The sequence below is a fragment of the Rubricella aquisinus genome, assembly GCF_014199445.1.
Classification (GTDB): Bacteria; Pseudomonadota; Alphaproteobacteria; order Rhodobacterales; family Rhodobacteraceae; genus Rubricella; species Rubricella aquisinus.
Genome location: NZ_JACIJS010000004.1, coordinates 112,026 through 137,746 on the forward strand (window position 1 = coordinate 112,026; position 25,721 = coordinate 137,746).

Genomic DNA, 25,721 nt, shown 5'->3' on the forward strand with positions numbered 1-25,721 from the left:
ACTGGGCGCGGTGACCCGCCTTGCGCTCACATCGCTGAAACTGGCGGCTTTCCGCTCCCACGCGTCCTTGCGGGTGGAAACGGATGGACGACCCGTGGCGATCTACGGGCCGAATGGCGCGGGCAAGACAAACATCCTTGAAGCGATTTCCATGCTGTCCCCGGGCCGCGGGCTGCGTCGGGCGGCAGCGGCTGACATGGCGCGCAGTGCCACCGGGATCGGTTGGCGCGTCACGGCGGAATTGCATTCGCTTGAACAATCCCATGAGGTCGTGACCGGCGTCGAGGGAGATGCCGCGCGCAGTGTCACCATTGATGGCAAGGCCGCAGCACAGGTCGCGCTGGGCCGGATCGCCCGCATCCTTTGGCTCGTTCCGGTGATGGATCGGCTCTGGCTCGAAGGCGCGGGCGAACGGCGGCGGTTTCTGGACCGGATGGCGCTCAGCTTCACCCCCTCCCATGCCGAGGCCAGTATCACCTATGAGCGCGCGATGCGCGACCGCAATCGCCTGTTGAAAGACCAGTCGCGCGATGCGGGTTGGTATGATGCACTGGAAGATCAGATGGCGCGTGCGGGTGCCGCGATCACCGCCACCCGCATGGAGGCATTGTCGCGAGTCGCCCGCGCGCAGGAAGATGCCGCCACGGCCTTTCCCCGCGCGACCCTGTCGATCACTGGCCCTGACGGGGAGGACGCGCCCGATGGGTCAGAGGACCAGTTGCGCCGCGCATTTGCCGAAGGGCGGCGCCGCGACATGGCCGCCGGGCGCACCCTGACCGGCCCGCACCGGGCCGACCTGTCCGCGATCTACACCGACAAGGACATGCCCGCGCGCCACTGTTCCACCGGGGAGCAGAAGGCCCTGCTGATCTCCCTCATTCTGGCCAATGCGCGCGCGCTCGCAGACAGTTTCGGTGCGCCGCCGATCCTGCTGTTGGATGAGGTCGCAGCCCATCTTGATACGGACCGCCGCGCCGCGCTTTATGACGAGATTTGCGCGCTGGGCGCACAGGCGTGGATGACCGGGACGGGGGCGGAATTGTTTGACGCGCTTGGCCCACGCGCGATGCGGCTTCATGTGACGGAAGAGGGCGGCGAATCCCGCACTCAAGCCGAAGCCTGACCCCCGCCTTTTTGCCTTCTGGCGCGTGACAATCCCCCCGCGAGCGTCTAAAAAGAGGGACACAAAATAAGGGATTTTCCGAATGGCCTCGGACGCGCAGACACCAGCCGAATACGGCGCTGATTCCATCAAGGTTCTCAAGGGCTTGGAGGCTGTGCGCAAGCGGCCGGGCATGTATATCGGCGATACGGATGATGGCTCGGGCCTGCACCATATGGTGTATGAGGTCGTCGATAACGGAATTGATGAGGCGCTGGGCGGCTATGCCGATCAGGTTTCGGTGATTTTGCACCCCGATGGCTCTGTCTCCGTGCGCGACAATGGGCGCGGTATCCCGGTTGGCATCCATGAAGAAGAGGGCGTTTCCGCCGCCGAGGTCATCATGACCCAGCTTCACGCGGGCGGCAAATTCGACCAGAATTCCTATAAGGTTTCGGGCGGTCTGCACGGCGTCGGCGTGTCGGTGGTGAACGCGCTGTCTGTCTGGCTTGAGTTGCGCATCTGGCGCGACGGGAAAGAGCATTACGCGAAATTCGCCCATGGGGACACGGTGGAGCCATTGCGCGTTGTCGGTGACGCAAATGGGGAGAAGGGGACGGAGGTGCGCTTCCTTGCCTCGACGGAGACGTTCTCTGACACCAACTACATCTTCAAAACGCTGGAGCATCGCCTGCGCGAGCTGGCCTTTCTCAACAGTGGCGTGCGGATCATGCTGCGCGATGAGCGCCCGGCGGAGCCGATTGAAACGGTGATGGAATATGAAGGCGGGGTGAAGGAATTTGTCCGCTATCTCGACCGCTCCAAAAGCCCGCTCGTGCCGGAGCCGATCTTTGTCAGCGGCGAAAAGGATGGCATCAGCGTTGAAGTGGCGATGTGGTGGAATGACAGCTATCACGAGAACGTGCTGCCCTTCACCAACAACATCCCGCAGCGCGATGGGGGCACACATCTGGCGGGCTTTCGCGGTGCGCTGACCCGGACGATCAACAATTATGTCGGCTCCTCCGGGATCGCGAAGAAGGAAAAGGTCACGCTGTCGGGCGACGATGCGCGGGAGGGGCTGACCTGCGTTCTTTCCGTGAAGGTGCCCGATCCGAAATTCTCCAGCCAGACGAAGGACAAGCTCGTCTCCTCCGAGGTGCGCCCGGCGGTGGAAAGCCTGATGAACGAAAAGCTATCGGAATGGTTTGAGGAAAACCCGATCGAGGCAAAACAGGTCGTCAGCAAAATCGTTGAGGCTGCGCTCGCGCGGGAAGCCGCGCGCAAGGCTCGCGAACTTACTCGCCGCAAATCCGCGATGGATGTGGCAAGCCTGCCCGGCAAACTCGCTGATTGTCAGGAAAAAGACCCGGCAAAATCCGAATTGTTCATCGTGGAGGGCGACAGCGCCGGTGGATCGGCCAAACAGGGCCGGTCCCGTGCCAATCAGGCCGTGCTGCCCCTGCGCGGCAAAATCCTCAATGTGGAGCGCGCGCGGTTTGACCGGATGCTCGGCAGTCAGGAAATCGGCACGCTGATCACAGCACTCGGCACCGGAATTGGCCGCGATGAATTCAATCTGGCCAAGCTGCGATACCACAAGATCGTCATCATGACGGATGCGGACGTGGATGGCGCGCATATCCGCACGCTGCTGCTCACGTTCTTTTATCGGCAGATGCCGTCGCTGATCGAGAACGGGCATCTCTATATCGCGCAGCCCCCCTTGTATAAGGTCGCGCGCGGCAAGTCGGAGGTCTATCTCAAGGATCAGCCCAGCCTTGAGGGCTATCTGATTGAGCAGGGCATCGCGGATGCGGTGCTGGAGCTTGGCGACGGATCACAGCTTGCCGGGCAGGATCTGGCCCGCGTGGTCGAGGAGGCCCGGCAGGTGCGGGGCATCTTGCAATCCTTCCCCACCCATCATCCCCGGATCGTGCTGGAACAGGCCGCGATTGCGGGCGCGTTGCTCGCGGAAAGCCTGCAAGGCGCGCCGCAGGAGGCCGCGGATCGCGTCGCAGCCCGACTCAACCTCATCGCGCCGGAGACGGAGCGCGGCTGGCAGGGTCGCCCGACGCAGGATGGCGGTTTGCGCTTCGCCCGCGTCGTGCGGGGTGTGGAGGAAGTCCGCACGTTGGAAGCAACGGCGCTGCGATCCGCCGAAGGACGGCGCCTCGCATCCATGACCAAGGCGCTGCAGGACATCTACACCCAGCCCGCAAAGCTGCACCGCAAGGACAAACACGCGGCGGTCTATGCCCCGACGGAGCTGCTTGATCTGGTGATGACCGAGGGAGAAAAGGGTCTGACGCTTCAGCGCTACAAGGGGCTGGGCGAGATGAACGCCGACCAGCTTTGGGAAACCACGCTGGACCCGGAGGCGCGGACGCTGTTGCAGGTCAAGGTTGATCAGGTCAACGAAGCGGATGAGATTTTCACCAAGCTGATGGGCGATGTGGTGGAGCCGCGCCGCCAGTTCATTCAGGATAACGCGCTCGACGTTGAAAACCTCGATTTCTGAGCCGTGGGCGTTCTGGTTCTGAACACGGGCGGCACGATCGGAATGGTGGCGGGCCCGGATGGGTTCGCGCCAAAACGAGGTGTGCTTGAGGCCGCGTTGGCGGTGGTGGACCCGGACGCGCGGGTCATTAACTTTGAGCCACTGATTGACAGTTCTGCTGCAACGCCGCGCGATTGGGCGCGGATCGCACACGCAGTCGCAACAGCCGATCCGAGCGACGCGATTGTCATCGTTCACGGCACCGACACGATGGCCCACACGGCGGCAGCCCTCACCTTTGCGCTGAAAGGGTTGGCGCGGCCCGTGATCCTCACCGGCTCCATGCTGCCCTTGACCGTGGCGGGCAGCGATGGGGAGGCAAATCTGCGCGGTGCCATTGACGCGGCCAAAACCGCAGGACCGGGGGTTTGGCTGTCCTTTGCCGGGCGGGTGCTTCACGGGGCGCGGGTGCGCAAGGTGCATTCGACGGGGTTCACCGCCTTCGACGCCAGCCCAAGCGATCATCCGCCCCGCCGCGCCGGGCAGGGTGCGCCCGTGATCTCCGCGCAGGATGTGGAGGTGATCACGACCGCACCGGGGATGAACGCCCGCGCCCTCACACGCGCGGCACAAGAGGCAGACGGGATCATCCTGCGCTGTTTCGGCTCGGGCACCATGCCCGACACGCCCGCCCTGCGCGCCGCCCTTGCCACAGCGCAGGCGCGGGGCATTCCTGTTGTTGCGGTCAGCCAATGTGCGGCGGGTGGCGTCAGCCTTGGCACCTATGCTGCGGGCAGCATAATGACTGATCACGGAGTGATTGATGGCCGCGGCATGACGGCAGAGGCCGCCTATGCCAAAGTGATGATCGCCCTGAGCGAAGCACCCGACGACCCCGCCACCCTGATCCGCACCCCATTGGCCGGGGAGATGGACTAGGCGCGGGGGGCTTCCGCCCCGCATGGGATCGCGCTATGAGCGGGCCGAACGACAGGAGACTGAGCCATGCGCCTTGCAATGATTGGAACCGGATATGTCGGCCTTGTGTCGGGGGTGTGTTTCTCCGATTTCGGGCATGACGTGGTTTGCGTGGACAAGGACGCGGGCAAGATCGCCAAACTTGAAGCGGGTGAAGTGCCGATCTTTGAGCCGGGTCTTGACGATCTGATGGCGCGCAACGTGGCCTCTGGCCGGTTGTCCTTCACGCTGGATTTGAAGGCGGCAGTGGCAGCCGCGGATGCGGTGTTCATCGCCGTGGGCACGCCGACCCGGCGCGGCGATGGCCATGCGGACCTTACCTATGTCTATGCCGCAGCGGAGGAAATTGCCGCCGCCCTCGACGGCTATACCGTCGTCGTGACCAAATCGACCGTCCCCGTCGGCACCAACCGCAAGGTTGAGGAAATCATCCGCAAGGCGCGCCCGGACGCGGAATTCGATGTGGCCTCCAACCCCGAATTCCTGCGCGAGGGGGCCGCGATCGAGGATTTCATGCGCCCTGACCGTGTGGTCGTGGGGGTGGAGACGGACCGCGCGGCGGAGGTCATGGCAGGCATCTACCGCCCGCTTTCCCTGCGCGAAGCCCCCATCATCACCACCGATCTGGAAAGTGCGGAGATGATCAAATACGCGGCCAACGCGTTTCTTGCCACCAAGATCACCTTCATCAACGAAATCGCGGCTTTGTGTGAAAAGGTCGGCGCGGATGTGAAGCAGGTGTCAAAGGGCATGGGGCTTGATAACCGGATCGGGGGCAAGTTCCTCCATGCCGGACCGGGCTATGGCGGGTCGTGTTTTCCGAAAGATACCAAGGCATTGGCCCGGATTGGGCAGGAACACGCCGCGCCGATGCAGATCGTCGAGACGGTGATCGCCGTCAATGAGGAGCGCAAGCGCGCCATGACGGACAAGATCATGGACCTGCTTGATGGCTCGGTGAACAAAAAGCGGATCGCGGTGCTGGGCGTCACGTTCAAGCCGGAAACGGACGACATGCGCGACGCGCCCTCCCTCACCATCGTTCCGGCACTGGTCGGCAATGGGGCAGAGGTGCGCGTGACCGATCCCGAGGGTCTGAAAGAGGGTGAGGCGCTGTTGCCCGGCGTGACATGGTGCGAGGATGCCTACGCGGCGGCTGAGGATGCCGATGCCGTCGTGATCCTGACCGAATGGAACGCGTTTCGCGCGCTGGATCTGGACCGGCTCGGCTCCGCGATGCGCAGCCGCGCCATGGCCGATTTGCGCAACATCTATGACCGGAAAAGCCTAGAGGCGCTGGGCTTTAAATATGTCGGTGTCGGGCGGTAGCGCGCCTATTCGGTGCGGGTGGGGCGGGAGAGAAGCCGCTCCATCGCGTCGGCCAGCGTCACTTGTCCATCCAGCAGGGCCGCAACCATCCGCGTGATCGGCATGTCGATGCCATGCTGTTCAGCAAGCGCCATCGCAGCGCCCGCCGTCACCCGCCCCTCCACCGTGCCCGCGGGCAGCGTGTCACCCCGGCCCAAGGCCAGCCCGAAGCGGTAATTGCGCGATTGCTCCGACGTAGCGGTCAGCGTCAGATCGCCAAGGCCAGAGAGGCCCGCCACCGTCTCCGCCCGGCCACCAAGCGCGACGGTTAGCCGGGTAAGCTCAGCCAGACCACGGGTCAGAAGCGCGGCGCGCGCGCTCTCCCCCAGCCCCGCGCCCATCGCAGCACCACAGGCAATCGCGATCACGTTTTTCAGCGCCCCACCGATTTGCGCGCCCACGCGATCATCGGTCGGATAAAGCCGCAAAACCGGGCTTTGCAACGCATCGGCCAGCCCATGAGCCGCGCCAATGGTCGCGGACCCCAGCGTCAATGCCGTGGGTTTGCCAAGCCGCAGATCAGCGGCAAAGCTCGGGCCGGTCAGCACGCTGGTCTCCCATCCGGTGGCAATGTCGGTTTGCAGGCGCAAGCTGCCCCGCTCGACCCCTTTCGCCGTCAGTACCAGCGGCACGTCCCGCGCCGGGGCGTAAGTGGCAAGCGCGTCCGCTGTGGCCTGTGCGGGCACCGCCATGACGACAATGCCTGTATCCTGTGGCAATTCGGTCGCGTAGTGCGCCGCCTCCGGGGCCTGCCCTGATGCTTTGCGCCCGATCAGGGTCACGTCCTGCCCGGCGCTGGCCCAGACATGCGCCAGCGCGCTGCCAAAGGCACCCGCGCCGATGATGGCAATGCGGCGCGTCATCCCTTGGCCCCTTTCTTTCCTGATCCCAGCAGGGGGGCCGCGTCGCGGTCCAATGGCCAGCGGGGGCGCGCGCTGAGCGTCAGATCATCGACCGCCTCACCGCTGCGCAACCGCTCAATCCCGGCCCATGCGATCATTGCGCCATTGTCGGTGCAGAGTTTCAGGGGCGGCGCGGTGAAGGCAAAACCGGCCTCCGCCGCGGCGTCCTGAAGGGCGGTGCGCAAGGCCCGGTTCGCCGCGACCCCACCTGCCACGGCGATGGTGGTGGGGCCATGCTCCGCTGCGAAAGCCGCCATCGCGCGGCGGGTTTTTTCGGTGAGCACATCGGCGGTTGCGTCCTGAAACGCGGCGCATAGGTCCGCGCGATCCGCTTGCGTCAGCCCGCCCTGTTCGGCCACCAGCGTATCCCGCGCACGCCGCAGCGCCGTTTTCAGCCCCGAAAAGCTCATGTCGCAGCCGGGGCGGTCAAGCAGCGGGCGGGGCAGCGGAAATCGGCGCGGATCGCCGGTCAGCGCGGCGCGCTCCACCTCTGGACCCCCGGGATAGCCAAGGCCAAGCAGCTTTGCCGTTTTGTCAAATGCCTCCCCCGGTGCGTCGTCGATGGTGCCGCCGAGCCGCTGGAATTGGTCCGGCCCCAGAACGCTCAGGAATTGGCAATGCCCGCCCGACACCAAAAGCATCAGATAGGGAAAAGCCACACCATCGGTCATGCGCGGCGTCAGCGCATGGCCCGCAAGGTGATTGACCCCAATGAGCGGTATGCCGGTTCCGCGCGACAACCCTTTGGCAAACATCACGCCCGACACGACGCCGCCGATCAGGCCCGGCCCGGCAGTAACGGAAATGGCGCTGATGCCGCCGAGCGTCATCCCAGCCTCCGCCAGCGCCTGTTCGGTCACCAGATCGAGCCGTTCGGCATGGGCGCGGGCCGCGATCTCTGGCACCACACCGCCATAGGCCGCATGCAGGTCCATCTGATCATAGATGACGGAACTCAGGATCGTGCCATCGTCCCGCACCAAAGCGGCAGCGGTTTCATCGCAACTGGATTCGATGCCAAGCACGATCATTGAATTTTGATCCTGATCTCTATGCGCGATTGCGTCCGCATGGGCGACTGGCTAGAAGTGTCAACATGACTGTACACTTTTATCACCCCGACCGACCCCTTCGCATTGGTACGCGTGGCTCTCCGCTTGCCCTTGCGCAAGCCTATGAAACGCGCCAGCGCCTGATGGATGCGCATGATCTACCAGAGGCCGCGTTTGAGGTCCATGTCATCCAGACGACCGGGGACGCGGTGCAGGATCGCCCGTTGTCAGAGATTGGCGGCAAAGGGCTCTTCACGAAAGAGATCGAGGCCGCGATGCTCGACGGGCGGATCGACCTTGCCGTACATTCCACAAAGGACGTGGCGACGGTGCTGCCTGACGGGCTGGTTCTGTCGACCTATCTGCCGCGCGAGGACGTGACGGACAGTTTCATCTCCCGCAAATATGCGCGGATCGAGGATTTGCCGGAGGGGGCTGTGGTCGGCTCGTCCTCCATCCGGCGGCGGGCGCAATTGGCGCGGCTGCGGCCCGATCTGTCTTTCGTCGAGTTTCGCGGAAATGTGCAGACCCGGCTGAAAAAGCTCGATGCAGGTGTGGCGGAGGCAACCTTTCTGGCGAGCGCGGGGCTGCGTCGGCTTGGAACGCCCGAATTGGTGAACGAAGTGCCGGTGGACGTGATGTTGCCCGCCGTGGCGCAGGGTGCCATTTCCATTGAGCAGCGCGCCGATGATGAGGGTGTGAGCCAGATGCTCGCCCCGCTCAACGATCCTGAGACGGAATTGCGGGTTCGGGTGGAGCGGGCGTTCTTGCAGGAATTGGACGGCTCGTGCCGCACGCCGTTAGGCGGCCTTGCACTGATCGACGGGGATCAGGTGGTGCTTCACGGCGAAATTTTGCGGCCCGATGGGGCCGAGGCGCATAAAGACCAATGGTCCGGCTCACGCGCCGATGCGATCGAGATGGGACATGCTGCCGGGCGGGAGATGAAACAGCGCGGCGGCGCGGGGTTCTTTGCCTGAGCGGGTGCTCATCACACGACCCCAGCCCGCGGCGGACCTGTTCGCGGCGACCTTGCCTGACACGATCGTTCCGGTCATTGCCCCACTGACACGGATTGAGGGCGCCGGCCTGCCCGCTTTGCCCGATAATATCGACGCGGTGATCTTCACCTCCCAGAACGGGGTGCGGTTTGCGCCCGAGGGGCAGGGCCTCAGAGCCTATTGCGTGGGAGACCGGACAGCGGCGGCGGCGCAGGCGCGCGGCTATGCGGCCCAATCCGCGGCAGGCAGTGTCGATGATCTGATCGCGATGATCGGCGCGGATCATGCGCAAACCCTCGTCCATCTGCGGGGGGCGCACAGCACGGGGAATGTCGCGGGCACCTTGCGCAACATGGGGCACGACCTGCGGGATGAGGTTGTCTATCGCGCCGTGGCGCACCCATTGCCGGACGCGGTGGTAACAGCTCTGGCGCGCGGTGAGATCGGATATGTCATGCTTTTCTCCCCCCGTGCGGCGACCCTTTTTGCCGATGAAATCCGCCCCGATTGGCCGCTAGAGCGGCTATGTGCCATTGCGATCAGTCCTGCCGCTGCCGATCCGCTGCGCGGTCGCGGCTTCGGCGAAATTCGGCTTGCGGATGCACCAAATGCCGCCGCGATGCGTGCGGCACTCGGCCCCGCTTTTGCGTCTGCGCTTGAGAGGGGTGAACCCTTACCCTAGTCTATGCGTTAGCAAAGCGACCGTCCCCCAACTTGCAAAAGAGCGTTTTCAATGTCCGATCCGAAAAAACCCGAAGATGACGAGGCCGACCTGACCCCACAGGAGGAGGTGACGCCCGAGGGGGAGGATCAGCACAATCTGGAGGACGAAACGCCGGGCGAGGATGCTGCCGCACAGCCCGAGGACGTGTCACCTGACGACATCGTTGATCCCTTCGCCCCGCGCAGCGATATCGCGGTGGCATCGGACGACACTCAGCCGGATGACACAGCGGCGGAAGATGTGGATGACGGCACCGACCCGGACCAACCGCTTGAGACCGCTTATGACGATGTGTCGGGCGATGAGACGCCACAGGACGAGCCGGAAAACACGCTAACCGACGCGGAACATGACGAAAAAGCCGAAGAGGCCGCGTCTGGATTTGACCCTGCGGTTGTTGCGGCCGGGGCCATGGCCGGGGTCGCGATCACGGATCGGCAGGACGCCGAAGAAGTGCTGGAGGAGGTCCGCGAGGAGCCGCATCACGACGAATATGACGACCATCATGAGGAGCATGAGCGGCGGTCCTTCGCGGCGCAAGTCCTGACGTTTATCGTCGTGTTCCTCGCCGGTGGTGCCTTCTTTATCTGGGCCGCGCCACAGGTCGCTCCGCGCTTGCCGCAGGGCATGGCGCCTGTTGCCGCGTGGCTCACGCCGGGTGCGGCGGAGATGGAGGAGCGCATCGCCCAACTCGAAATTCGTATCACAAATGAAATGGAATCGATTGAGCCGGGCCTTTCGGCGGACGCGGTGGATGCGCGCATTTCCGCGGCCCTCTCCGATGGTCTGGAGCAGTTGCGCGCCGATCTGACCGCGCAGATCGGGCAAATGTCGGATCAGGTGGCCGCAGCCGATTCCGGGGAGATCGAGGCGCGCCTTGCCACGCTCGAAACCCAGGCAAGCGGGCTGTTTGGGGAGTTGAATTCCCTGCGAACGGACCTCACCGGGTTGGAAAGCACCGCAGCCGAATTGCCGGAGGAAACGGCGGAGCAGGTTGCAGCATTTGACGCCGCGATGACCGCACAGGTCGCTGGATTGCGGGCGGAGTTGGAAGCGCTTGCCGGGCGGCAGGGCAACATGAGCCAGCGCATTGACGAGGTTGCCGCAAGCGCTGCCCGCCAGATCGCGGAGGCCGAAGCCCAAATCGCGGAGGCCGAGGCCGCAGCAGAGGCGCAAGTCGCCGATGCCGCTGTCGTGGCCGAACTCAACGCAGTATCTGCCGCCCTCGCCGCAGGAGAGGCGTACAGCGCGCCGCTTGATGCGCTGTCGGCGCAGGCGGAGGTGCCAGATGGCCTTGCCCGGTCCGCCGGGGCTGGGGTTGCACGGCTTGCCGGGTTGCAGGCACAGTTTGGCGATCTGGCCCATGAGGCGATCCGCCAGTCGATCATCGCGACCGCGGGCGATTCGCCCTTCGCCCGGGCGCGGGCTGAATTGCGCGCGCGCACCGTCGGCCGGTCCTTGGTGGAGATTGAGGGTGCCACGCCCGACGCGATCCTGTCCCGGATGGAAGCACGCCTGAACGAAGGCGACCTTGATGCGGTCCTGACCGAGGCTGACGCCTTGCCCGAAGTCGCACGCGGCGTGATGGAAGATTGGCTTGTCGCCGTGGCCGCGCGGCGCGATGCGCTTGCCGGGTTCGGGGCGCTTGCCGCCGAGCTTGGCTCAGAAAACTAAGTGTGAGGACGCAGTAATATGCTTTGGACTTTACTGAAAATTGTCATCTTCCTCGCGCTTGTCACGGCGGGTGCCTATGCCGTTTTGTTCATCATGGACAATGGCGGGGGGCTGTCCGTCAGCTTTGCCGGACGCGAATTTGCCTTCACCCCGGTGGAGGTGCTGATCCTTCTTGTGGTGCTGTTGCTGGTGTTTTGGCTGGCGTTGAAAGCGGCGGGATTGCTGGTTGCGACCTTGAAATTCCTCACCGGAGACGAAACCGCGATTTCCCGCTTTTTCGATCGCTCGCGCGAACGGCGCGGGTTTGCGGCCCTGACCGAAGGGATGATGGCGCTGGCGTCGGGCGACGGAAAGAACGCCATGACCAAGGCGCGCAAGGCCGAAAAACTGCTGGACCGCCCAGAATTGACCCGCCTGATCAACGCGCAGGCAGCGGAAATGGCCGGAAAACCGGATGAAGCGGAGACGTACTATAAACGCATGTTGGAAGACCCACGCACCCGGTTCGTGGGTGTGCATGGCCTGATGCGCCAGCGTTTGGCCACGGGGGACACGGAAACCGCCCTGAAATTGGCAGAAAAAGCGTTCGCGCTGAAGCCCAAGCATGATGGCCTTCTCGATAGTCTTTTCGCCCTGCAAACCGCGCAAAAAGATTGGGCTGGCGCGCGCATAACCCTTGGCGCCAAGGCGAAATCGCCCGACATGACCCGCGATGTGGCCATGCGCCGGGATGCTGTCCTGTCCTATGCCGATGCCGAAGCCGCGCTGGAACGGGGAGAGACCGAAGCCGCCAAAACCGCTGGTTTGGAGGCAAACAGGCTTGCGCCCGAACTGATACCGGCCGCCGCCCTTGCCGCGCGCTTGCATATCCAAGCAGGCTCGCCTCGTGCGGCCAATCGGACGATCACGAAAGCATGGAAAACCGCGCCGCATCCTGCTCTCGCCGCGGCCTTCGCCGCGATCCATGCCGACGAGACGCCGGATCAGCGGCGCAAGCGGTTTGACGCGCTGTTGACGGTGCATCCCGACCATCCGGAGACGAAGATGCTCGCCGCTGAACTGGCGCTCGCGGCTGAGGATTTCCCGGCGGCGCGCAAGGCGATTGGATCCTTGCCAGAGACGGACCCGTCGATCCGCTCCATCGCGATCATGGCGGCTATCGAGCGGGGGCAGGGGGCCGACGATTCGGTGGTGCGGGGCTGGCTTGCCCGTGCGCTGACCGCGCCACGCGGCCCGCAATGGACCTGCACCAATTGTGGCCATGTCCATTCCGATTGGGTGCCGACCTGCGAGAATTGCGACGCGTTCGACACGCTCGACTGGATCGACCAGCCCGCCCCGGCGGACAGCACCTCTGGCGCGGCGGCGATGCTGCCTCTGATCGTCGGAATGCTGGAGGATTCGTCGAAACAGCCCGACCCCAGCCCGGATGTGGACGACGCGGACGTGACCGAAGACAGCACACCGACAGAGGAAACGGAAAAACAGCCCTGATCGCGCTTGCACCGCGATCAGAAGCAAATTAAAGACAGCCCGTCGCCGCTGTAGCTCAGCTGGTAGAGCACGTCATTCGTAATGATGGGGTCGGGGGTTCGAGTCCCTTCAGCGGCACCACAGGCATCCGATAGGGCGGTTACTGGACCGTAAGATTGGGGCCAATTCGGCCAAAAACGCGCAATGGTGTCGGTTCGGCCGTGAAGGCTGATTTGTACCGTGTGCGCGCCCGATGGGCCTGTTCTATTCCGGTGGAAACCGCTCGAACCCTGAGATCACCATTTCCGACAGAAACCGCCGTGCGACCTCTGGCTCGATCGCGACGATGGTCGGGCGGCAGGCGAGGGATACCAGCCCATGAACCGAGGCCCAGAGCATCAGAAAAAACTGGCGGTGCGTGTCTGATTTCGGATTGCCCTCACCCACCGTGATCAGCATGTCCAACAGGCCCATCTGATACGCCCGCGCGCGCTCATCAAGCGTCAGGTTCGGGCGAAACTCGAACAGGAGCCACCAGCGCATCGGGTTCTCCAGCGCAAAGCCGAGATAGGCCTCTCCGATCGCGATGACCTTTTGCAGCCGGTCGCCCCCCGGTGCCTCCGCCGCGGTGCGCAACACGTCGGACATCAGCCGCGCGGATTTCGAGATTACGGCACTGACCACCGCATCAAGATCGCCAAACGCATTGTAGAGCGATCCGACGGAGATGCCGATCTCCCGCGCCAAGCGGCGGGCGCTCAGCGCCTCTACCCCCTCATCCAGAACGATCCGTTCCGCGACCGGGATGGCGCGGTCGCGGATATCGCTGAGGTTACGCTCCCGTTTGGAAAGCTGTTTCGGCGTGGTCATAGGCCGCTTGTTGAAGCGGCCTATGGTGCAAGTCAAGGATTACCCACCCAACTGACCGTCGGGATGCAGGCTATAGACGACGCTGCTGAGTGCGTTGTCCTCCATGAACCGGGCGATGGAGCGAAAGGTCGCCGTCTCGATCCGGTCATCATGATCGGAGGTGGTGAAGGCCGCTGACATGGCGGGCGCAAAGAGCCGCTTCATCCCGCCGATCTGCACATGCTGCGGATCGAAATAGGCCGCGACATTCGCCTTGATCTGCGGAATATCGTCAGTCTGATAGACCCCGGCCATGATCACATCGAGCGTGTGCTCGGTGCAGTTCTGATAGGTGGTGCTGCGCGGATTGGCGAGCACCGCGTAGTTCGGATTGTGCAAGGCCGCATAGGTCGGGCTTGCAATCACATCGAGCAAGCGTTCCTGCATCCGTGGGTCAGGAATGATGATGCCCGCGTTCAACTCATAGACACCGGAAAAGAACCGCGCCGGATCTTCTTGCACGAGGCTGCTGCGGGTGTCGTTGTCGATACCCTGATAGAGGTTATAGACCCGGTATCCGGTGCCGGTGCTGCCATCGGCCTCCTTGATCTGGGAATAGACCCAAAACGCGACATGGGTGTATTCGATGCCATCCGGCAGGACGTCCGGGTCGCGCCCGACCCGGCCCACAATGGCGACATGGGCGCCATGCGCGGCAAGGCTGTGTTGCACGTCATCGGCAAAGGCTGCGATCTCCTCCGTGGGGAGGATGGGTTTGTCGCCCTCCGTGCTGCCCGCCCAAGCGAGGGACGGGACAGCGGCGGACAGGGCAAGGGTCAAGGCTGCGAACAGGCGTTTCATGGCAGTCTCCTATGCGGTTGAAGGATCAGTCGAGCGACGGGCGGCCATTGGGCAGCACGCGGACCTGTTTCTCATCGGAATTGGGATAGGCAGGGTAAATCTCATCCCCCGCTTCCATCATGCCCGCGCCTGCGGACAACAGCCCCGCGCCCGTGATCGCGACCGTGGCACCAACGACCTTGACCGGGACGGAAACCGCCGCCGCTGCGCCGCTGGCCACGGCAGAACCTGCTTCGCTGACCGCCTGCCCGCTGTGATAGGTGGCCTGCGCGGAATGCTGCGTGCTGGGGCCTGCAAGGACCGGGGTCGCCATCAGGGTAAGGGCGGTGAGGGCGGATGCAATGCGCTTGAACATGAGGCGTCTCCTTTTGTGAACATTGTTCAAATTATATTGGGAGGGGTGCGCGCGGATGCAATACGCAATCGTGAACTTTGTTCACAAAATTGCCAGAAAAATCATAATGCCCTGATATTGAATAAAAAAAGCGCGGCGATTTCTCGACGCGCCTCTGGTTTGGGATGAATTCAGTGCTCTGTCAGCCGATAAATGCCTGTGCCAGCGCGATGAACAGCGGGATGCTGAGGATCGCGACAGGCGTGCCGATCCCGGTGGACGTGCCGACATAGGCGGACGGGTTCGCATCGGGCAGGGCGCCGCGCATCGTCGGCGGGCCGGAAATGTCAGAACTGGACGCGGCCATCACCGCCAAGAGCACCACCCCCCCCGCCGAAAAGCCGGTCAACTCATGCGCGATCATGCCCACGCCAAACCCGATCAGCCCATGCACAATCGGCGCCATCACACCATAAAGGATGTAGGCATGGGCCACCTTCCGCAATTCGGAGAACCGCGCCCAAGCCTCCATCCCCATGATCAGCATGAGGATCGACAACAGACCCCGGAACAGCGGCTCATAGAAGCTTTTGTAAACCGATTGCGGCTCCGACAGCAGGCCAATGGCCAACCCTGCCACAAGGGCGGAGATGGCGGGGCTGCGGAACGTATCGACCAGAATGCCTTTGAGCAGACCCTCTTCCAACGCGCCCTTGGCCCCGCCTTTCCCGCCGGACACGGCGAGTGTGCCGCCGCCCATGGCGACATGCGTGCTCGCCCGCCGGGCCGCGGCCACCTTGGCCATCACGATGGCCGTCACAAGAGCCGCAATATCCATGAACGGGTAGAGCGCACCGATAAATCCTTCATAAGCGATCCCGCTGTCATCAAGCATCGCCATGCCTGCCGCGAGGGTGGAGGCGGACACCGCGCCGAACAGGCCAACGGTGGCCAGCGCGTCCACTTCGGTCACGCCCTTGGCCTTTACCAGTGTCCGGCTGCCCAAAAGCACAACGCCGATCCCGATGGCCGCCGCCCCGATGGCAGGCACGAAAAGCTCAAGGAAATTGGCGTCCCGAATAGCGATCCCCGCGCCCATACCCACCTTGAGCAACAAAAGGATCACGATGAATTTGTAAACCGGTTCCGGCACTTCGAACTTGCTGCCGAGCGCCGCGAGCATCATGCCCGCGATCAAAAACGCGAGGGTTGGCTTTTGAAATTGCTCAGCCAATGTGCCGAGGATGGTCAATGCGATATCCATGGGAAACCCCTCCGTTCTGCTGGGGAGGGAGATATCGCAACCGATTAGATTTAAAAAATATAACGTTTGTAAGTTTTTGTTCTAAAATGGAGAATGCTTGTGCTCGGAGCCATCCAAACCAGTCCCTAGGCCATGTCGTGACAGGCCGCGGCCTGCTCGACCAAGCCGTCTTCGCGGAAATAGAGCGTCTCTGCCGCCAGAACGTCCCGATGGTTGAGATACACAATCACAGCCATGTCGTGGCCGCCCAGCACCGACTGCACCCGAAACCGCAGATCGGGCTGTTGGTTCAGCGCGGCAGCCCAGTACCGCCGCAAATCGGCCTTACCCCGCAATGCGCCGGTGCCGGTATGGGCAATCGCCTTGCGGGACCGGAAAACGATATCGTCGGTGTAATGGGCCATGATCCGATCCAGATCATGCGCATTCCACGCGGCTTCCCAGTCACGGGCGAACAGGGTGTAATCGGGTATCATCGCTCTCTCCCACTCAGCATGAGGATACTGTGTGTCCGCGCCCACCGCCTGTCCAGCTGCGTCGAAGGGATTGTCTGCACATTCAGGAAAGACCTGGCTGGGGTGGTAGGATTCGAACCTACGATACACGGTACCAAAAACCGCTGCCTTACCACTTGGCTACACCCCAACAGGTGCGCGGGTTTTATGCGGGTGTGCGGCGGGCTTCAAGAGGAAAATTGCAGGTTTTTGCTCAGGGGGGTTGAGGCGCTTTCTCCCACCCGCCACTCTGGCCGGGACGTGCTGTGAGGGAGGATCACGATGCAACCGTTCAACTTTGAAACGACACCCAAGATCGTGTGCGAAATCGGGGCCTCTGCGCAGATTGGCGCGCTGATGGCGGCGCGCGGTGTGCGGCATGTGGGCTTTGTCACGGATGCCCCCGTGCGCGCGCTCGGTCTGACGGAGGAGGCGGAGCGGTCGATCCGGGCGGCGGGGCTGGCGTGCACGGTCGTGGACACGATCATCCCCGACCCGCCCGAGGCACTGGTTGAGGATGTGGCCAGCCAGCTTACCCAGTGTGACGGGATCGTCGCCTTGGGCGGGGGATCGGCCCTTGATGTGGCGAAGGTCGTGGCGCTTTTGAACGCGTCGGATCAACCGCTTGGCGCGATGTATGGCGTGGGCAACGCAACTGGCCCGCGCCTGCCGCTGATCCTTGTGCCGACCACGGCTGGAACCGGATCGGAAGTGACGCCGATTTCCATTCTCACAACGGGGGAGGCGCAGAAGATGGGCATCGTCTCCCCGCTTTTGCTACCGGATGTGGCCTTGCTTGACGCGCGGCTCACACTCGGATTGCCGCGCGATCATACGGCGGCGACGGGGGTGGATGCGATGGTCCACGCGATCGAGGCCTTCACCAGCCGTCACCGCAAAAACCCATTGTCGGACGCGCTGGCGCGGGAAGCCTTGACGCTCTTGTCCGCCAATATCGAACGGGTCTGCGACACACCACAGGATGAGGCCGCGCGGGGCGCGATGCTGCTGGGCTCCTGTTTCGCGGGCATGGCCTTTGCCAATGCGCCGGTTGCGGCGGTGCATGCGCTGGCCTATCCGCTGGGCGGCCATTTCAAGGTGCCCCACGGCCTGTCCAACTGCCTTGTCCTGCCGCATGTGCTGGAGTTCAACGCGCCCGCAGCGGAAGATGCCTATGCGGAACTGGCCAGCATCTGTTTTGACGGCGCAACGCTGGCCGATGGATTTCGCACCTTGGCCCCGCGCATTGGGCTGAAAACACGTCTCAGCGACGTCGGCGTCGGGCATAATCACCTGCCGATGCTGGCCGAGGACGCGATGAAGCAGACCCGGCTTCTGATCAACAACCCGCGTGAGGTCACATATGAGGATGCGCTGGCAATATATACTAAGGCACTTTGACCAGCTGAGACCGGGGAAGCCTCCGGCGGGAGGTATTTGGGGAAAAAAGAAGCCACTTGGCGCGCCGCCCCGCAATTCTTTTTTCTGAAAATACCTCCCGCCGGAGGCGTCGAAACAGGGCGGAATGCGCGTGGTATGGGCTTCCATGCTTGTCACCCGCCCATGGGCGGCTTAATCAGGAGCAAACTCATTTCAGGAAACGTGCCAGATGAAAAAGTTCGACAAGTCCAGCCTTCCCTCCCGCCATGTCACCATGGGGCCAAGCCGCGCGCCGCATCGGTCTTATTACTATGCGATGGGGATTTCCGAAGAGGAGATCGCGCAGCCTTTCGTTGGGGTCGCGACCTGCTGGAATGAGGCGGCACCTTGTAACATCGCCCTGAACCGTCAGGCGCAGGCCGTGAAGCATGGTGTGAAGCAAGGTTCCGGCACGCCGCGCGAATTCACCACCATCACCGTCACCGACGGGATTGCGATGGGGCATGAGGGCATGCGGTCCTCCCTCGCGTCGCGCGACGCGATTGCCGATACGGTGGAGTTGACCATGCGCGGCCACTGCTATGACGCGATTGTCGGTCTTGCGGGCTGTGACAAGTCGCTGCCGGGCATGATGATGGCGATGGTGCGGCTCAACACGCCCTCCGTGTTCGTCTATGGCGGGTCGATCCTGCCGGGGCGGCATGAGGGCCGCGACGTGACCGTTCAGGACGTGTTCGAAGGCGTGGGCATGCATCAGGCGGGCAATATGTCCGACGAGGCGCTGCGCGCGCTGGAGCGGGTGGCCTGCCCCTCCGCCGGAGCCTGTGGCGGTCAGTTTACCGCAAACACCATGGCCTGTGTGTCCGAGGCGATTGGTCTGGCGCTCCCCAACTCCTCCGGTGCGCCCGCGCCCTATGAGAGCCGCGACCAGTATGGTGAGGCATCGGGCCGCGCGGTCATGAACCTGATTGAAAAGAACATCCGCGCCCGCGATATCGTCACCCTTGAAAGCCTGCAGAACGCCGCGCGCATCGTGGCCTGCACCGGCGGCTCGACCAATGCAGGGCTGCACCTGCCCGCGATCGCGCATGAGGCGGGGATCGACTTTTTCCTTGAGGACGTCACCGACATTTTCCGCGACACACCCTATTTCGTCGATCTCAAGCCCGGCGGGCAGTATGTGGCGAAAGACCTCTATGAAGCAGGCGGCGTGCCTGCCGTATTGAAAGAGCTAGATCGCGCCGGTCTGATCCACCGCGATTGCATGACCGTCACGGGCTATTCCATCGGGGAGGAAATCGACAAGGTCACCCGCGCCGCCGATGGCCGCGTGATCTATCCGGTGGACAAGCCATTGTCGAAAACCGGTGGCGTCGTTGGCCTCAAGGGCAACCTCGCGCCCGAAGGGGCCATCGTGAAAATCGCAGGCATGGCAGATGAGCAGCTCGTCTTTACTGGCCCCGCGCGCGTGTTTGAATGCGAAGAGGACGCGTTCGAGGCCGTGCAGCAACGCGCCTATGAGGAGGGCGACGTGTTCGTCATCCGCAATGAGGGGCCGTCCGGCGGGCCGGGGATGCGAGAAATGCTCGCCACGACCGCAGCCCTCAGCGGACAGGGGATGGGCAAGAAGGTGGCGCTAATCACCGATGGCCGGTTCTCTGGCGCGACACGCGGTTTCTGCGTTGGCCATGTGGGGCCGGAGGCCGCACATTGCGGGCCCATTGGGCTGTTGCAGGACGGAGACAGCATCACCATCAATGCGATCACTGGTGAATTGTCAGTCGCGTTGACGGATGAGGAGCTTGCGGCGCGCAAGGCGAACTGGAAAGGCCCGCGCGAGACGATCTATGCCTCCGGCGCGCTGTGGAAATACGCGCAGCAGGTGGGTGGCGCGCGCAAGGGTGCGGTGACCCATCCCGGGGCCAAGATGGAAAAGCATATCTATGCCGATCTCTGATCGGGTGATGATGTCCTGCCGTCTTGGTGCGGTGTTCCTTCTTCTGGCGGTGGCGGCCTGTGCCCCCACCGCAGAACAGATTGCCCGGTCCAATCCCTACATCACCGATCTGACACCCACGCGCGTGGTGTTTGAACTGGGGGAGCGGGAGGTGGCCGTGGGCACGCCACGCGGGTTCTGCCTTGACCCGTCCTCCATCCAGGCAACCGAAGCCGGGGCCACGGTGGTGCTGGGGGACTGCGCGAAAGTCGCCCCGGATGTGACCTTGGCGGATTTCCCGGCGTCCTTTTCGCCCGCCCCGCTGTACGGGGATGCGGCAGAGATCCGCGCGCCCGTTGCGGCCCTGCTGACGGTCAGCATTGCACCGAATGGCCTGTTGGAAGGTATCCCAGACGGGGACCGGCTGGACGTGCTGGAGCGTGCGGTTCACCAGCCGGAGGCGGGCGCTGTTCTCGCCCGTGGGGTGGAGGCAGGCCCGGTGCGGGTGCGCCAGACACGCCAGCTTGGCAATGCGCTTTATGTGCTGGGCGAAGAGGATCGCGCGACCACGCCCGCAGGGGCCTCGCCCCGGTTCTGGCGCGCTTTCACGGAGGAGAATGACCGGATGGTCGTGCTCACCATCAGCGATTACGAGCCGAACTATCCCGGTGATTTCGTGCTGTTCCGTCATCTGGCCGCGCTGCGTGAGGCGGTGCGGACCACGAACGCGCAATTGACCAACTGATCGCGGGCAGGAGAGCACGCCATGGCATCCCGCTTCAGCTTCCTGATGGCCACACTTGTGCACAAACTGGCGCTGCGCATCTGGCGCAGGCGACATGCGGCGGTGTTGGCCGGTCAGCGCGCGGATAAGGATGCGCGGCGCTGGCGGCGGCAGGCGCGCGAGCTGCGTCCGCTTCTTGCGGAATTGGAGCGTGACGTCGATCAGGCCACCACCCAGGCAGAGACCCTAGGCGCCACGGGGCGCGATATCCTGCCCCGCGACACGTCCTTTTTCTTTCGCCCGCAGGTGTTTGAAAAACCGCTTGCCCGCCCCGGGCTGGCCCGCCCGGCCAGTGGCACCCTTTTGGGGGAAGGGGTGACGCTGCACCATGATGTGCCGGAGCCGGATTTCACCGTCCGTCAGGTGCGCAACAAGACGGAAAGCCCTGCGCGCTTTGGCTTGGTAATCGAATCCTATGAGCTTGGCGGGACGTTTCTGTCACTGGCGCTGTCCTGCCCTGAGGGCGAGGCGCAGCGCACCAGCCGCGATGATCTGGTGCGCTTTACCTTCGATATGTCGCTTGATGTGCCGCTGGAGGTTTTTGCCCGGCTCAATCTGCGGCATGGTCCCAATGTGGAACAGATCGTGCGCGAGTTGGATTTCAACGCCGCCGATCCTTGGGTCGAGTTCGATATCTTTTATTCACAGTTTGATCCGAAGCGGGGCAAGGACATGTGGCTTGACCTTATCTTCCAAACCCCCACCATGAACGAAATTCATATTCGCGACGTATCGATCCTGCGCCGCCCGCGCCTGTCGCTGTAGTCATTATTGAAGGAAACCGCCGATGGAGCCGACCCTGACATGCCGCACCATGTCCCTACAGGACGGCGTGCTGACCACGATCGTCGAAGTGACGCCCGAAACCGCGCTGATGCCGATCATGGAACTGGTGCTGGGCAATCGGGTGCTTGGCTATGCCGATGTGCAGGCCATGCCGGGGGAGCAGGGCGTTCATATGGTCAAGATCGACGTGCCGAAAGAGGCGCTGAATGACGGGATACAGACCCTGATCCTGCGGGCGGAGGGCGCGGTGGAGCCGGTCGCCACGATGCCCATGATGGCAGGCGACGTGCTGCCCTATGACCTGACGGCCGAACTCGATCTGCTGCGGGCCGAATTGGATATGCTCAAAAAGGCGTTTCGGCGGCAATTGAGCCTGACGAGGTTCTGATCGCCGGGCCACGCGATACCGCCCGCGCCCTTCTGGAGGTGCGCGATCAGGGGCTCTACTGCCCGCAGGGTGGCTTTTTCATTGATCCCGTGGTGCCGGTGGAGCGGGCGGTCATCACCCATGCCCATGGCGATCATTGCAGACCCGGCCACCGGGCGATCCTTGCCACGCCGGAAACCGGGCTGATCGCGCAGGCGCGCTATGGCGCGGAGGCGTTTGGCCGGGTCGAAGGGCTGCCCTATGGCATGGCGCAGGCAGTTGGCGGTGTCACGGTCCGCTTTGCTCCGGCGGGTCATGTGCTTGGCTCGGCGCAGGTGGTGATCGAGCGGGCCGGGGTGCGCGCGGTCGTGTCGGGGGATTACACCCGTGGCGTCAACCCGACCTGCACGCCGTTTGAATTGGTCCCCTGTGATCTTTTCGTGACCGAGGCCACATTCGGCCTGCCAGTTTTTGATCATCCGTCCCTTGAGGGAGAGATCGCAAAGCTTCTCGCCTCCGTCGCGGCCTTTCCCGAGCGGTGTCATGTGGTCGGCGTCTATGCCTTGGGCAAGGCGCAGCGCATCCTCGCGGGGCTGCGTGCTGCGGGCTATGACCGGACGGTTTTTATCCATGGCGCTTTAGAGCGGCTCTGTGACCTTTATGAGGAGCTTGGCGTGCCGCTTGGCCCCCGCGCGCCTGCCACAACCGCGCGCAAGGATTTCGCCGGGGAGATCGTGCTCGCCCCGCCCGGCGCGTTGCAGGATCGCTGGTCGCGCCGTCTGGGCGATGTGTTGCCGGTGGGGGCATCGGGCTGGATGCAAGTGCGCGCCCGTGCGCGGCAGCGGCGGGTCGAACTGCCGCTGATCATCTCCGATCATTGCGATTGGGAGGGGCTGACCCGCACCATCACGGAGACGGGTGCGCGCACGGTTTGGGTCACCCATGGCGCGGAAGAGGCGCTCTGTCACTGGTGCGCGACTCAAGGAATTGACGCGGCCCCGCTGGCGCTTGCAGGGCGCGGGGAGGACGGTGACGGCGACTGATCGGGCCATTGCACGGCGCGCGAAACTCGCGCAATGTGGCGCCATGATACTCCGCATTATTCGACTTTTCCTGTTCATCTTCCTGTTCGCGCTGGGCACATCATGGCTGCTGTTCTCCCCTGTTGAGGTGGATGCGGTGGCATGGTCGCCGGAGCGGGATCAGGGCTTTACCGGTGACTTTGCGCTCAATGAGCGGCTTGCCCCGCTTCAGGCGATCCCGCTTGGCGGCAGTGTCGGGCCAGAGGACATCGCGGTGCATTCCGACGGTTCGATCTGGACCACAACGCAGGATGGTATCCTCTGGCGGGTCGAGGGGCGCAGCGCGCTGGAGGTGGGGCGGCTGACGGATCGCCCGCTGGGGCTGGAATTTGGCGCGGATGACGCGCTCTACATAGCGGACCCGACGATTGGCCTGTTGCGCTGGACGATTGATGGCGGCAGCGAGGTGCTGCTGGATCGCGTGAACGGCGCGCCGCTGCGCTATATCAACCAGCTTGATGTCGGATCGGACGGCAGTGTGTATTTCAGCGTGTCCACCCAGCGGTTTGATCCCGCGACGCAGGGCGGCACGCTGGCGACCTCTATCCTCGATCTGTGGGAGCATCGCGATACCGGCTATGTCGCCCGCTGGCGCGATGGGGAGGTCACGATCCTTGCCGAAGGGTTCACCTATACCAATGGTGTGGCGCTGACACCGGAGGAGGACGCGCTGATTATCGCGGAGACGGGCGGCTACCGGATATGGCGGCTCGATCTTGCCACTGGCACCCGGACGGAAATCCTGACCAATCTACCGGGGTTCCCGGACAATGTGCAGGCGCAGGGGGATGGGACCTTCTGGGTCGGCCTTGTGTCGCCGCGCCGCAAGATCGCGGATGTGCTGGCACCCTTCCCGACCCTGCGGGAGGTCATCTGGCGGCTGCCCGAGCAGGTCCGCCCGACCCCCATTGATCATGGCATCCTCATGCGGATCGACGGGCAGGGGCAGGTGCTGGATGTGCTGCATGACGCGGACGGGGCCTATCCGCTGGTCACGGGCGGGCGGATCGTTGGCGATCTTCTCTATGTCAGCAGCCTAGGTGCGCCCGGGCTTGGCGTGCTTGCCGCCCCTTGAGCAATCGGGGCGGGGCGCTAGGCTTGTGATCCATGACGCCTTTTGCCCATCTTCTTGAAACGCTGGCATTCACGCCGGGCCGCAATGCGAAACTCGCGCATTTGCAGCACTTTTTCGCGCAAACACCTGACCCGGACAGGGGATGGGCGCTGGCGGCGCTTGCCGGAACGCTCGATCTGCCGCATGTGACCTCCTCCGTCATTCGTGCGCTGGTGGAGGAGCGGGTTGATCCGGTCCTGTTTCGGCTGTCCTATGACTATGTTGGTGATCTGGCGGAGACGGTGGCGCTGCTGTGGCCGGGCAAGGGGAATGGCACCCCACCGACCCTTGATGAGGTTGTCGGTTCGCTTCGGATGGCGGGGCGGACGGACCGGGCTGCGGTGTTGGCGCAGCTTCTCGAGCGGCTTGATGGGTCGGGGCGTTATGCGTTGATCAAACTTTGCACGGGCGGGATGCGCGTGGGCGTCTCCACCCGGCTGGTGCAAACCGCACTTGCCGGTCCTGACCATCCCCTTGAGGACATAACCGAGATGTGGTTCGGGCTGGAGCCGCCCTATCTGCCGCTTTTCGCGTGGCTGGATGGTGGCGCGCGGCCTGATCTGGACCTGTCGCTCGCCTTTCGCCCGGTGATGCTCGCCACGCCACTGGATGAGGCCCGCTTGGCCGATATGGTGCCTGCGCAGTTTGTTGCCGAATGGAAATGGGATGGTATCCGGGTGCAGGCGGTCGCTACGCCTGAGGGGCGCAGGCTCTATACCCGGACGGGCGAAGATATCTCCGCCGCGTTTCCCGATGTGATTGACCGGATGGATTGGCACGCGTGTCTTGATGGCGAATTGCTGGTGCGGGCGGGGGCGGATGTCGCACCCTTTGCCGATCTGCAAAAGCGGCTCAATCGCAAGCGGGTGACGGCTAAGATGATGGCGGAGCGTCCCGCGATGATCCGCGTCTATGACATCTTGGAGGAGGACGGCGAGGATCTGCGCCCCTTGCCGCTTGAGACACGACAGGCGCGTCTGGCGGCGTGGGTGGGGCGGGTGCGGCCCGGTGGCGTTGATCTGTCGGCACCGATCGCGTTTGACGATTGGGCGGAGCTTTCGGCATTGCGGGCCGGGGCGCGCGACGATGCGCTTGAAGGGCTGATGCTCAAACGGCGCGACGCGCCGTATGTCGCGGGCCGCCCGGTGGGGCCGTGGTTCAAGTGGAAACGCGATCCTTTAGAGGCTGATTGCGTGCTGATGTACGCGCAGCGCGGGCATGGCAAACGGTCGAGCTATTATTCCGATTATACCTTTGGCGCCTGGGTGGACGGGCCGGAGGGGCGGCGGCTGTTGCCCGTGGGCAAAGCCTATTCCGGCTTCACGGATGAAGAATTGGTGCGGCTCGATAAATGGGTGCGCGCCAATTTCACCGAACGGTTCGGGCCGGTGCGGGGCGTCAGGCCGGGGCTGGTGCTGGAGGTCGTGTTTGACGCGGTGCAGGCCTCGCCCCGCCACAAATCGGGCCTCGCGATGCGGTTTCCCCGCATCCGGCGCATCCGGTGGGACAAACCGATCGAGGAGGCCGCGACGGTTGCCGATATTCGCGCGCTGATCTGAGCGGGGCGCTCCCGCACGTCGCCTTCGGCTCCCTTTGGGGGTGGCCCGGCGGGGGCTGCGCCCGGCGCCGGGAAAACACCACGCTTTGTCCAGAAGCAAAAAGGCCGGGCAGTGCGCCCGGCCTTTTCACTATTCGC

General features: G+C 63.7%; 23 protein-coding genes and 2 tRNA genes. 17 read left to right on the forward strand and 8 right to left on the reverse strand.

Features of this window, described 5'->3' with window-relative positions:
- Positions 1-10: 10 nt before the first annotated feature.
- The 4 genes from recF (at position 11) to FHS89_RS07315 (ending at position 5,909) form a co-directional block, all read left to right on the forward strand.
- Complete coding sequence (gene recF, locus FHS89_RS07300; RefSeq protein ID WP_184010092.1) at positions 11-1,123, forward strand: DNA replication/repair protein RecF; 1,113 nt, start codon at positions 11-13, stop codon at positions 1,121-1,123.
- Between the two features lie 82 nt (positions 1,124-1,205).
- A complete protein-coding gene (gyrB, locus tag FHS89_RS07305) occupies positions 1,206-3,623 on the forward strand; it encodes a DNA topoisomerase (ATP-hydrolyzing) subunit B (protein ID WP_184010094.1) in 2,418 nt (805 codons plus the stop codon).
- Between the two features lie 3 nt (positions 3,624-3,626).
- Positions 3,627-4,541: an asparaginase domain-containing protein gene (locus FHS89_RS07310; protein ID WP_184010096.1), complete on the forward strand. Its 915-nt coding sequence runs from the start codon at positions 3,627-3,629 to the stop codon at positions 4,539-4,541.
- Positions 4,542-4,607: 66 nt separating this feature from the next.
- Positions 4,608-5,909 carry a UDP-glucose dehydrogenase family protein gene (locus FHS89_RS07315; protein WP_184010098.1) on the forward strand — a complete coding sequence of 434 codons (1,302 nt, stop codon included), beginning with the start codon at positions 4,608-4,610 and terminating at the stop codon, positions 5,907-5,909.
- Positions 5,910-5,914: 5 nt separating this feature from the next.
- Here the strand turns inward: FHS89_RS07315 and FHS89_RS07320 are convergent, their stop codons facing one another.
- On the reverse strand, positions 5,915-6,811 hold the full coding sequence (locus FHS89_RS07320; RefSeq protein WP_184010100.1) for an NAD(P)H-dependent glycerol-3-phosphate dehydrogenase: 897 nt from the start codon (positions 6,809-6,811) through the stop codon (positions 5,915-5,917).
- Positions 6,808-7,881 (reverse strand): tRNA (adenosine(37)-N6)-threonylcarbamoyltransferase complex transferase subunit TsaD, encoded by a 1,074-nt coding sequence (gene tsaD / locus FHS89_RS07325; RefSeq protein ID WP_184010102.1) that lies wholly within the window; start codon positions 7,879-7,881, stop codon positions 6,808-6,810. The genes FHS89_RS07320 and tsaD overlap by 4 nt, the downstream gene beginning before the upstream one ends.
- A 65-nt stretch (positions 7,882-7,946) precedes the next feature.
- On the opposite strand from tsaD, the gene hemC reads away from it, so the two are divergent.
- From hemC to FHS89_RS07350, 5 genes are all read left to right on the forward strand, one after another.
- The gene (gene hemC / locus FHS89_RS07330) at positions 7,947-8,882 is read left to right on the forward strand and encodes a hydroxymethylbilane synthase (RefSeq protein WP_184010103.1); all 936 of its coding nucleotides are present in this window, start codon (positions 7,947-7,949) and stop codon (positions 8,880-8,882) included.
- 4 nt (positions 8,883-8,886) lie between these two features.
- Positions 8,887-9,585: a uroporphyrinogen-III synthase gene (locus FHS89_RS07335; protein ID WP_184010105.1), complete on the forward strand. Its 699-nt coding sequence runs from the start codon at positions 8,887-8,889 to the stop codon at positions 9,583-9,585.
- Positions 9,586-9,636: 51 nt separating this feature from the next.
- On the forward strand, positions 9,637-11,301 hold the full coding sequence (locus tag FHS89_RS07340; RefSeq protein WP_184010107.1) for a hypothetical protein: 1,665 nt from the start codon (positions 9,637-9,639) through the stop codon (positions 11,299-11,301).
- 18 nt (positions 11,302-11,319) lie between these two features.
- Positions 11,320-12,795, forward strand: a complete 1,476-nt coding sequence (locus FHS89_RS07345; RefSeq protein WP_184010109.1) for a heme biosynthesis protein HemY — start codon at positions 11,320-11,322, stop codon at positions 12,793-12,795.
- A gap of 44 nt (positions 12,796-12,839) precedes the next feature.
- Positions 12,840-12,915: transfer RNA gene (locus tag FHS89_RS07350), tRNA-Thr, on the forward strand.
- Between the two features lie 123 nt (positions 12,916-13,038).
- On the opposite strand, the gene FHS89_RS07355 is transcribed toward FHS89_RS07350, so the two are convergent.
- The 6 genes from FHS89_RS07355 to FHS89_RS07380 form a co-directional block, all read right to left on the reverse strand.
- Entirely contained in the window at positions 13,039-13,644 is a 606-nt protein-coding gene (locus FHS89_RS07355) for a TetR/AcrR family transcriptional regulator (RefSeq protein ID WP_184010111.1), read from the reverse strand.
- Between the two features lie 39 nt (positions 13,645-13,683).
- A complete protein-coding gene (locus FHS89_RS07360; protein ID WP_184010113.1) occupies positions 13,684-14,484 on the reverse strand; it encodes a DUF2145 domain-containing protein in 801 nt (266 codons plus the stop codon).
- Between the two features lie 25 nt (positions 14,485-14,509).
- On the reverse strand, positions 14,510-14,839 hold the full coding sequence (locus tag FHS89_RS07365) for a hypothetical protein (RefSeq protein WP_184010115.1): 330 nt from the start codon (positions 14,837-14,839) through the stop codon (positions 14,510-14,512).
- A gap of 181 nt (positions 14,840-15,020) precedes the next feature.
- Positions 15,021-16,082, reverse strand: coding sequence for a sodium-dependent bicarbonate transport family permease (locus FHS89_RS07370; protein WP_184010117.1), 1,062 nt, complete (start codon positions 16,080-16,082; stop codon positions 15,021-15,023).
- 125 nt (positions 16,083-16,207) lie between these two features.
- Positions 16,208-16,558 (reverse strand): nuclear transport factor 2 family protein, encoded by a 351-nt coding sequence (locus FHS89_RS07375; RefSeq protein WP_184010119.1) that lies wholly within the window; start codon positions 16,556-16,558, stop codon positions 16,208-16,210.
- A gap of 94 nt (positions 16,559-16,652) precedes the next feature.
- A tRNA-Gln gene (locus FHS89_RS07380) sits at positions 16,653-16,727 on the reverse strand.
- A 131-nt stretch (positions 16,728-16,858) separates the two neighbouring features.
- Here FHS89_RS07380 and FHS89_RS07385 point away from each other — a divergent pair.
- From FHS89_RS07385 to FHS89_RS07420, 8 genes are all read left to right on the forward strand, one after another.
- Positions 16,859-17,977, forward strand: a complete 1,119-nt coding sequence (locus FHS89_RS07385; protein ID WP_184010121.1) for an iron-containing alcohol dehydrogenase — start codon at positions 16,859-16,861, stop codon at positions 17,975-17,977.
- Positions 17,978-18,185: 208 nt separating this feature from the next.
- Complete coding sequence (gene ilvD / locus FHS89_RS07390; RefSeq protein WP_184010123.1) at positions 18,186-19,913, forward strand: dihydroxy-acid dehydratase; 1,728 nt, start codon at positions 18,186-18,188, stop codon at positions 19,911-19,913.
- Positions 19,900-20,637, forward strand: coding sequence for a hypothetical protein (locus tag FHS89_RS07395; RefSeq protein ID WP_184010125.1), 738 nt, complete (start codon positions 19,900-19,902; stop codon positions 20,635-20,637). Before ilvD ends, FHS89_RS07395 begins: the two co-directional genes overlap by 14 nt.
- A 21-nt stretch (positions 20,638-20,658) precedes the next feature.
- Complete coding sequence (locus FHS89_RS07400; protein WP_184010127.1) at positions 20,659-21,441, forward strand: DUF6478 family protein; 783 nt, start codon at positions 20,659-20,661, stop codon at positions 21,439-21,441.
- Positions 21,442-21,463: 22 nt separating this feature from the next.
- Positions 21,464-21,850, forward strand: a complete 387-nt coding sequence (locus FHS89_RS07405; protein WP_184010129.1) for a hypothetical protein — start codon at positions 21,464-21,466, stop codon at positions 21,848-21,850.
- Between the two features lie 38 nt (positions 21,851-21,888).
- Positions 21,889-22,872 carry a ligase-associated DNA damage response exonuclease gene (locus FHS89_RS07410; RefSeq protein ID WP_343051362.1) on the forward strand — a complete coding sequence of 328 codons (984 nt, stop codon included), beginning with the start codon at positions 21,889-21,891 and terminating at the stop codon, positions 22,870-22,872.
- Positions 22,873-22,915: 43 nt separating this feature from the next.
- Complete coding sequence (locus tag FHS89_RS07415) at positions 22,916-23,986, forward strand: SMP-30/gluconolactonase/LRE family protein (RefSeq protein ID WP_221229314.1); 1,071 nt, start codon at positions 22,916-22,918, stop codon at positions 23,984-23,986.
- Between the two features lie 32 nt (positions 23,987-24,018).
- The gene (locus FHS89_RS07420; RefSeq protein WP_184010131.1) at positions 24,019-25,584 is read left to right on the forward strand and encodes a cisplatin damage response ATP-dependent DNA ligase; all 1,566 of its coding nucleotides are present in this window, start codon (positions 24,019-24,021) and stop codon (positions 25,582-25,584) included.
- Positions 25,585-25,721: the final 137 nt, after the last annotated feature.

Bases quoted from the DNA above. Each gene is read 5' to 3' on its own strand.
- FHS89_RS07355 (WP_184010111.1), bottom strand. From the start codon at position 13,644: ATGACCACGCCGAAACAGCTTTCCAAACGGGAGCGTAACCTCAGCGAT.
- tsaD (WP_184010102.1), bottom strand. From the start codon at position 7,881: ATGATCGTGCTTGGCATCGAATCCAGTTGCGATGAAACCGCTGCCGCT.
- hemC (WP_184010103.1), top strand. From the start codon at position 7,947: ATGACTGTACACTTTTATCACCCCGACCGACCCCTTCGCATTGGTACG.
- FHS89_RS07315 (WP_184010098.1), top strand. From the start codon at position 4,608: ATGCGCCTTGCAATGATTGGAACCGGATATGTCGGCCTTGTGTCGGGG.
- FHS89_RS07360 (WP_184010113.1), bottom strand. From the start codon at position 14,484: ATGAAACGCCTGTTCGCAGCCTTGACCCTTGCCCTGTCCGCCGCTGTC.
- FHS89_RS07375 (WP_184010119.1), bottom strand. From the start codon at position 16,558: ATGATACCCGATTACACCCTGTTCGCCCGTGACTGGGAAGCCGCGTGG.
- gyrB (WP_184010094.1), top strand. From the start codon at position 1,206: ATGGCCTCGGACGCGCAGACACCAGCCGAATACGGCGCTGATTCCATC.
- FHS89_RS07320 (WP_184010100.1), bottom strand. From the start codon at position 6,811: ATGACGCGCCGCATTGCCATCATCGGCGCGGGTGCCTTTGGCAGCGCG.
- FHS89_RS07370 (WP_184010117.1), bottom strand. From the start codon at position 16,082: ATGGATATCGCATTGACCATCCTCGGCACATTGGCTGAGCAATTTCAA.
- ilvD (WP_184010123.1), top strand. From the start codon at position 18,186: ATGAAAAAGTTCGACAAGTCCAGCCTTCCCTCCCGCCATGTCACCATG.
- FHS89_RS07345 (WP_184010109.1), top strand. From the start codon at position 11,320: ATGCTTTGGACTTTACTGAAAATTGTCATCTTCCTCGCGCTTGTCACG.
- FHS89_RS07365 (WP_184010115.1), bottom strand. From the start codon at position 14,839: ATGTTCAAGCGCATTGCATCCGCCCTCACCGCCCTTACCCTGATGGCG.
- FHS89_RS07385 (WP_184010121.1), top strand. From the start codon at position 16,859: ATGCAACCGTTCAACTTTGAAACGACACCCAAGATCGTGTGCGAAATC.
- FHS89_RS07415 (WP_221229314.1), top strand. From the start codon at position 22,916: ATGATACTCCGCATTATTCGACTTTTCCTGTTCATCTTCCTGTTCGCG.
- FHS89_RS07395 (WP_184010125.1), top strand. From the start codon at position 19,900: ATGCCGATCTCTGATCGGGTGATGATGTCCTGCCGTCTTGGTGCGGTG.
- FHS89_RS07400 (WP_184010127.1), top strand. From the start codon at position 20,659: ATGGCATCCCGCTTCAGCTTCCTGATGGCCACACTTGTGCACAAACTG.
- FHS89_RS07405 (WP_184010129.1), top strand. From the start codon at position 21,464: ATGGAGCCGACCCTGACATGCCGCACCATGTCCCTACAGGACGGCGTG.
- FHS89_RS07340 (WP_184010107.1), top strand. From the start codon at position 9,637: ATGTCCGATCCGAAAAAACCCGAAGATGACGAGGCCGACCTGACCCCA.
- FHS89_RS07420 (WP_184010131.1), top strand. From the start codon at position 24,019: ATGACGCCTTTTGCCCATCTTCTTGAAACGCTGGCATTCACGCCGGGC.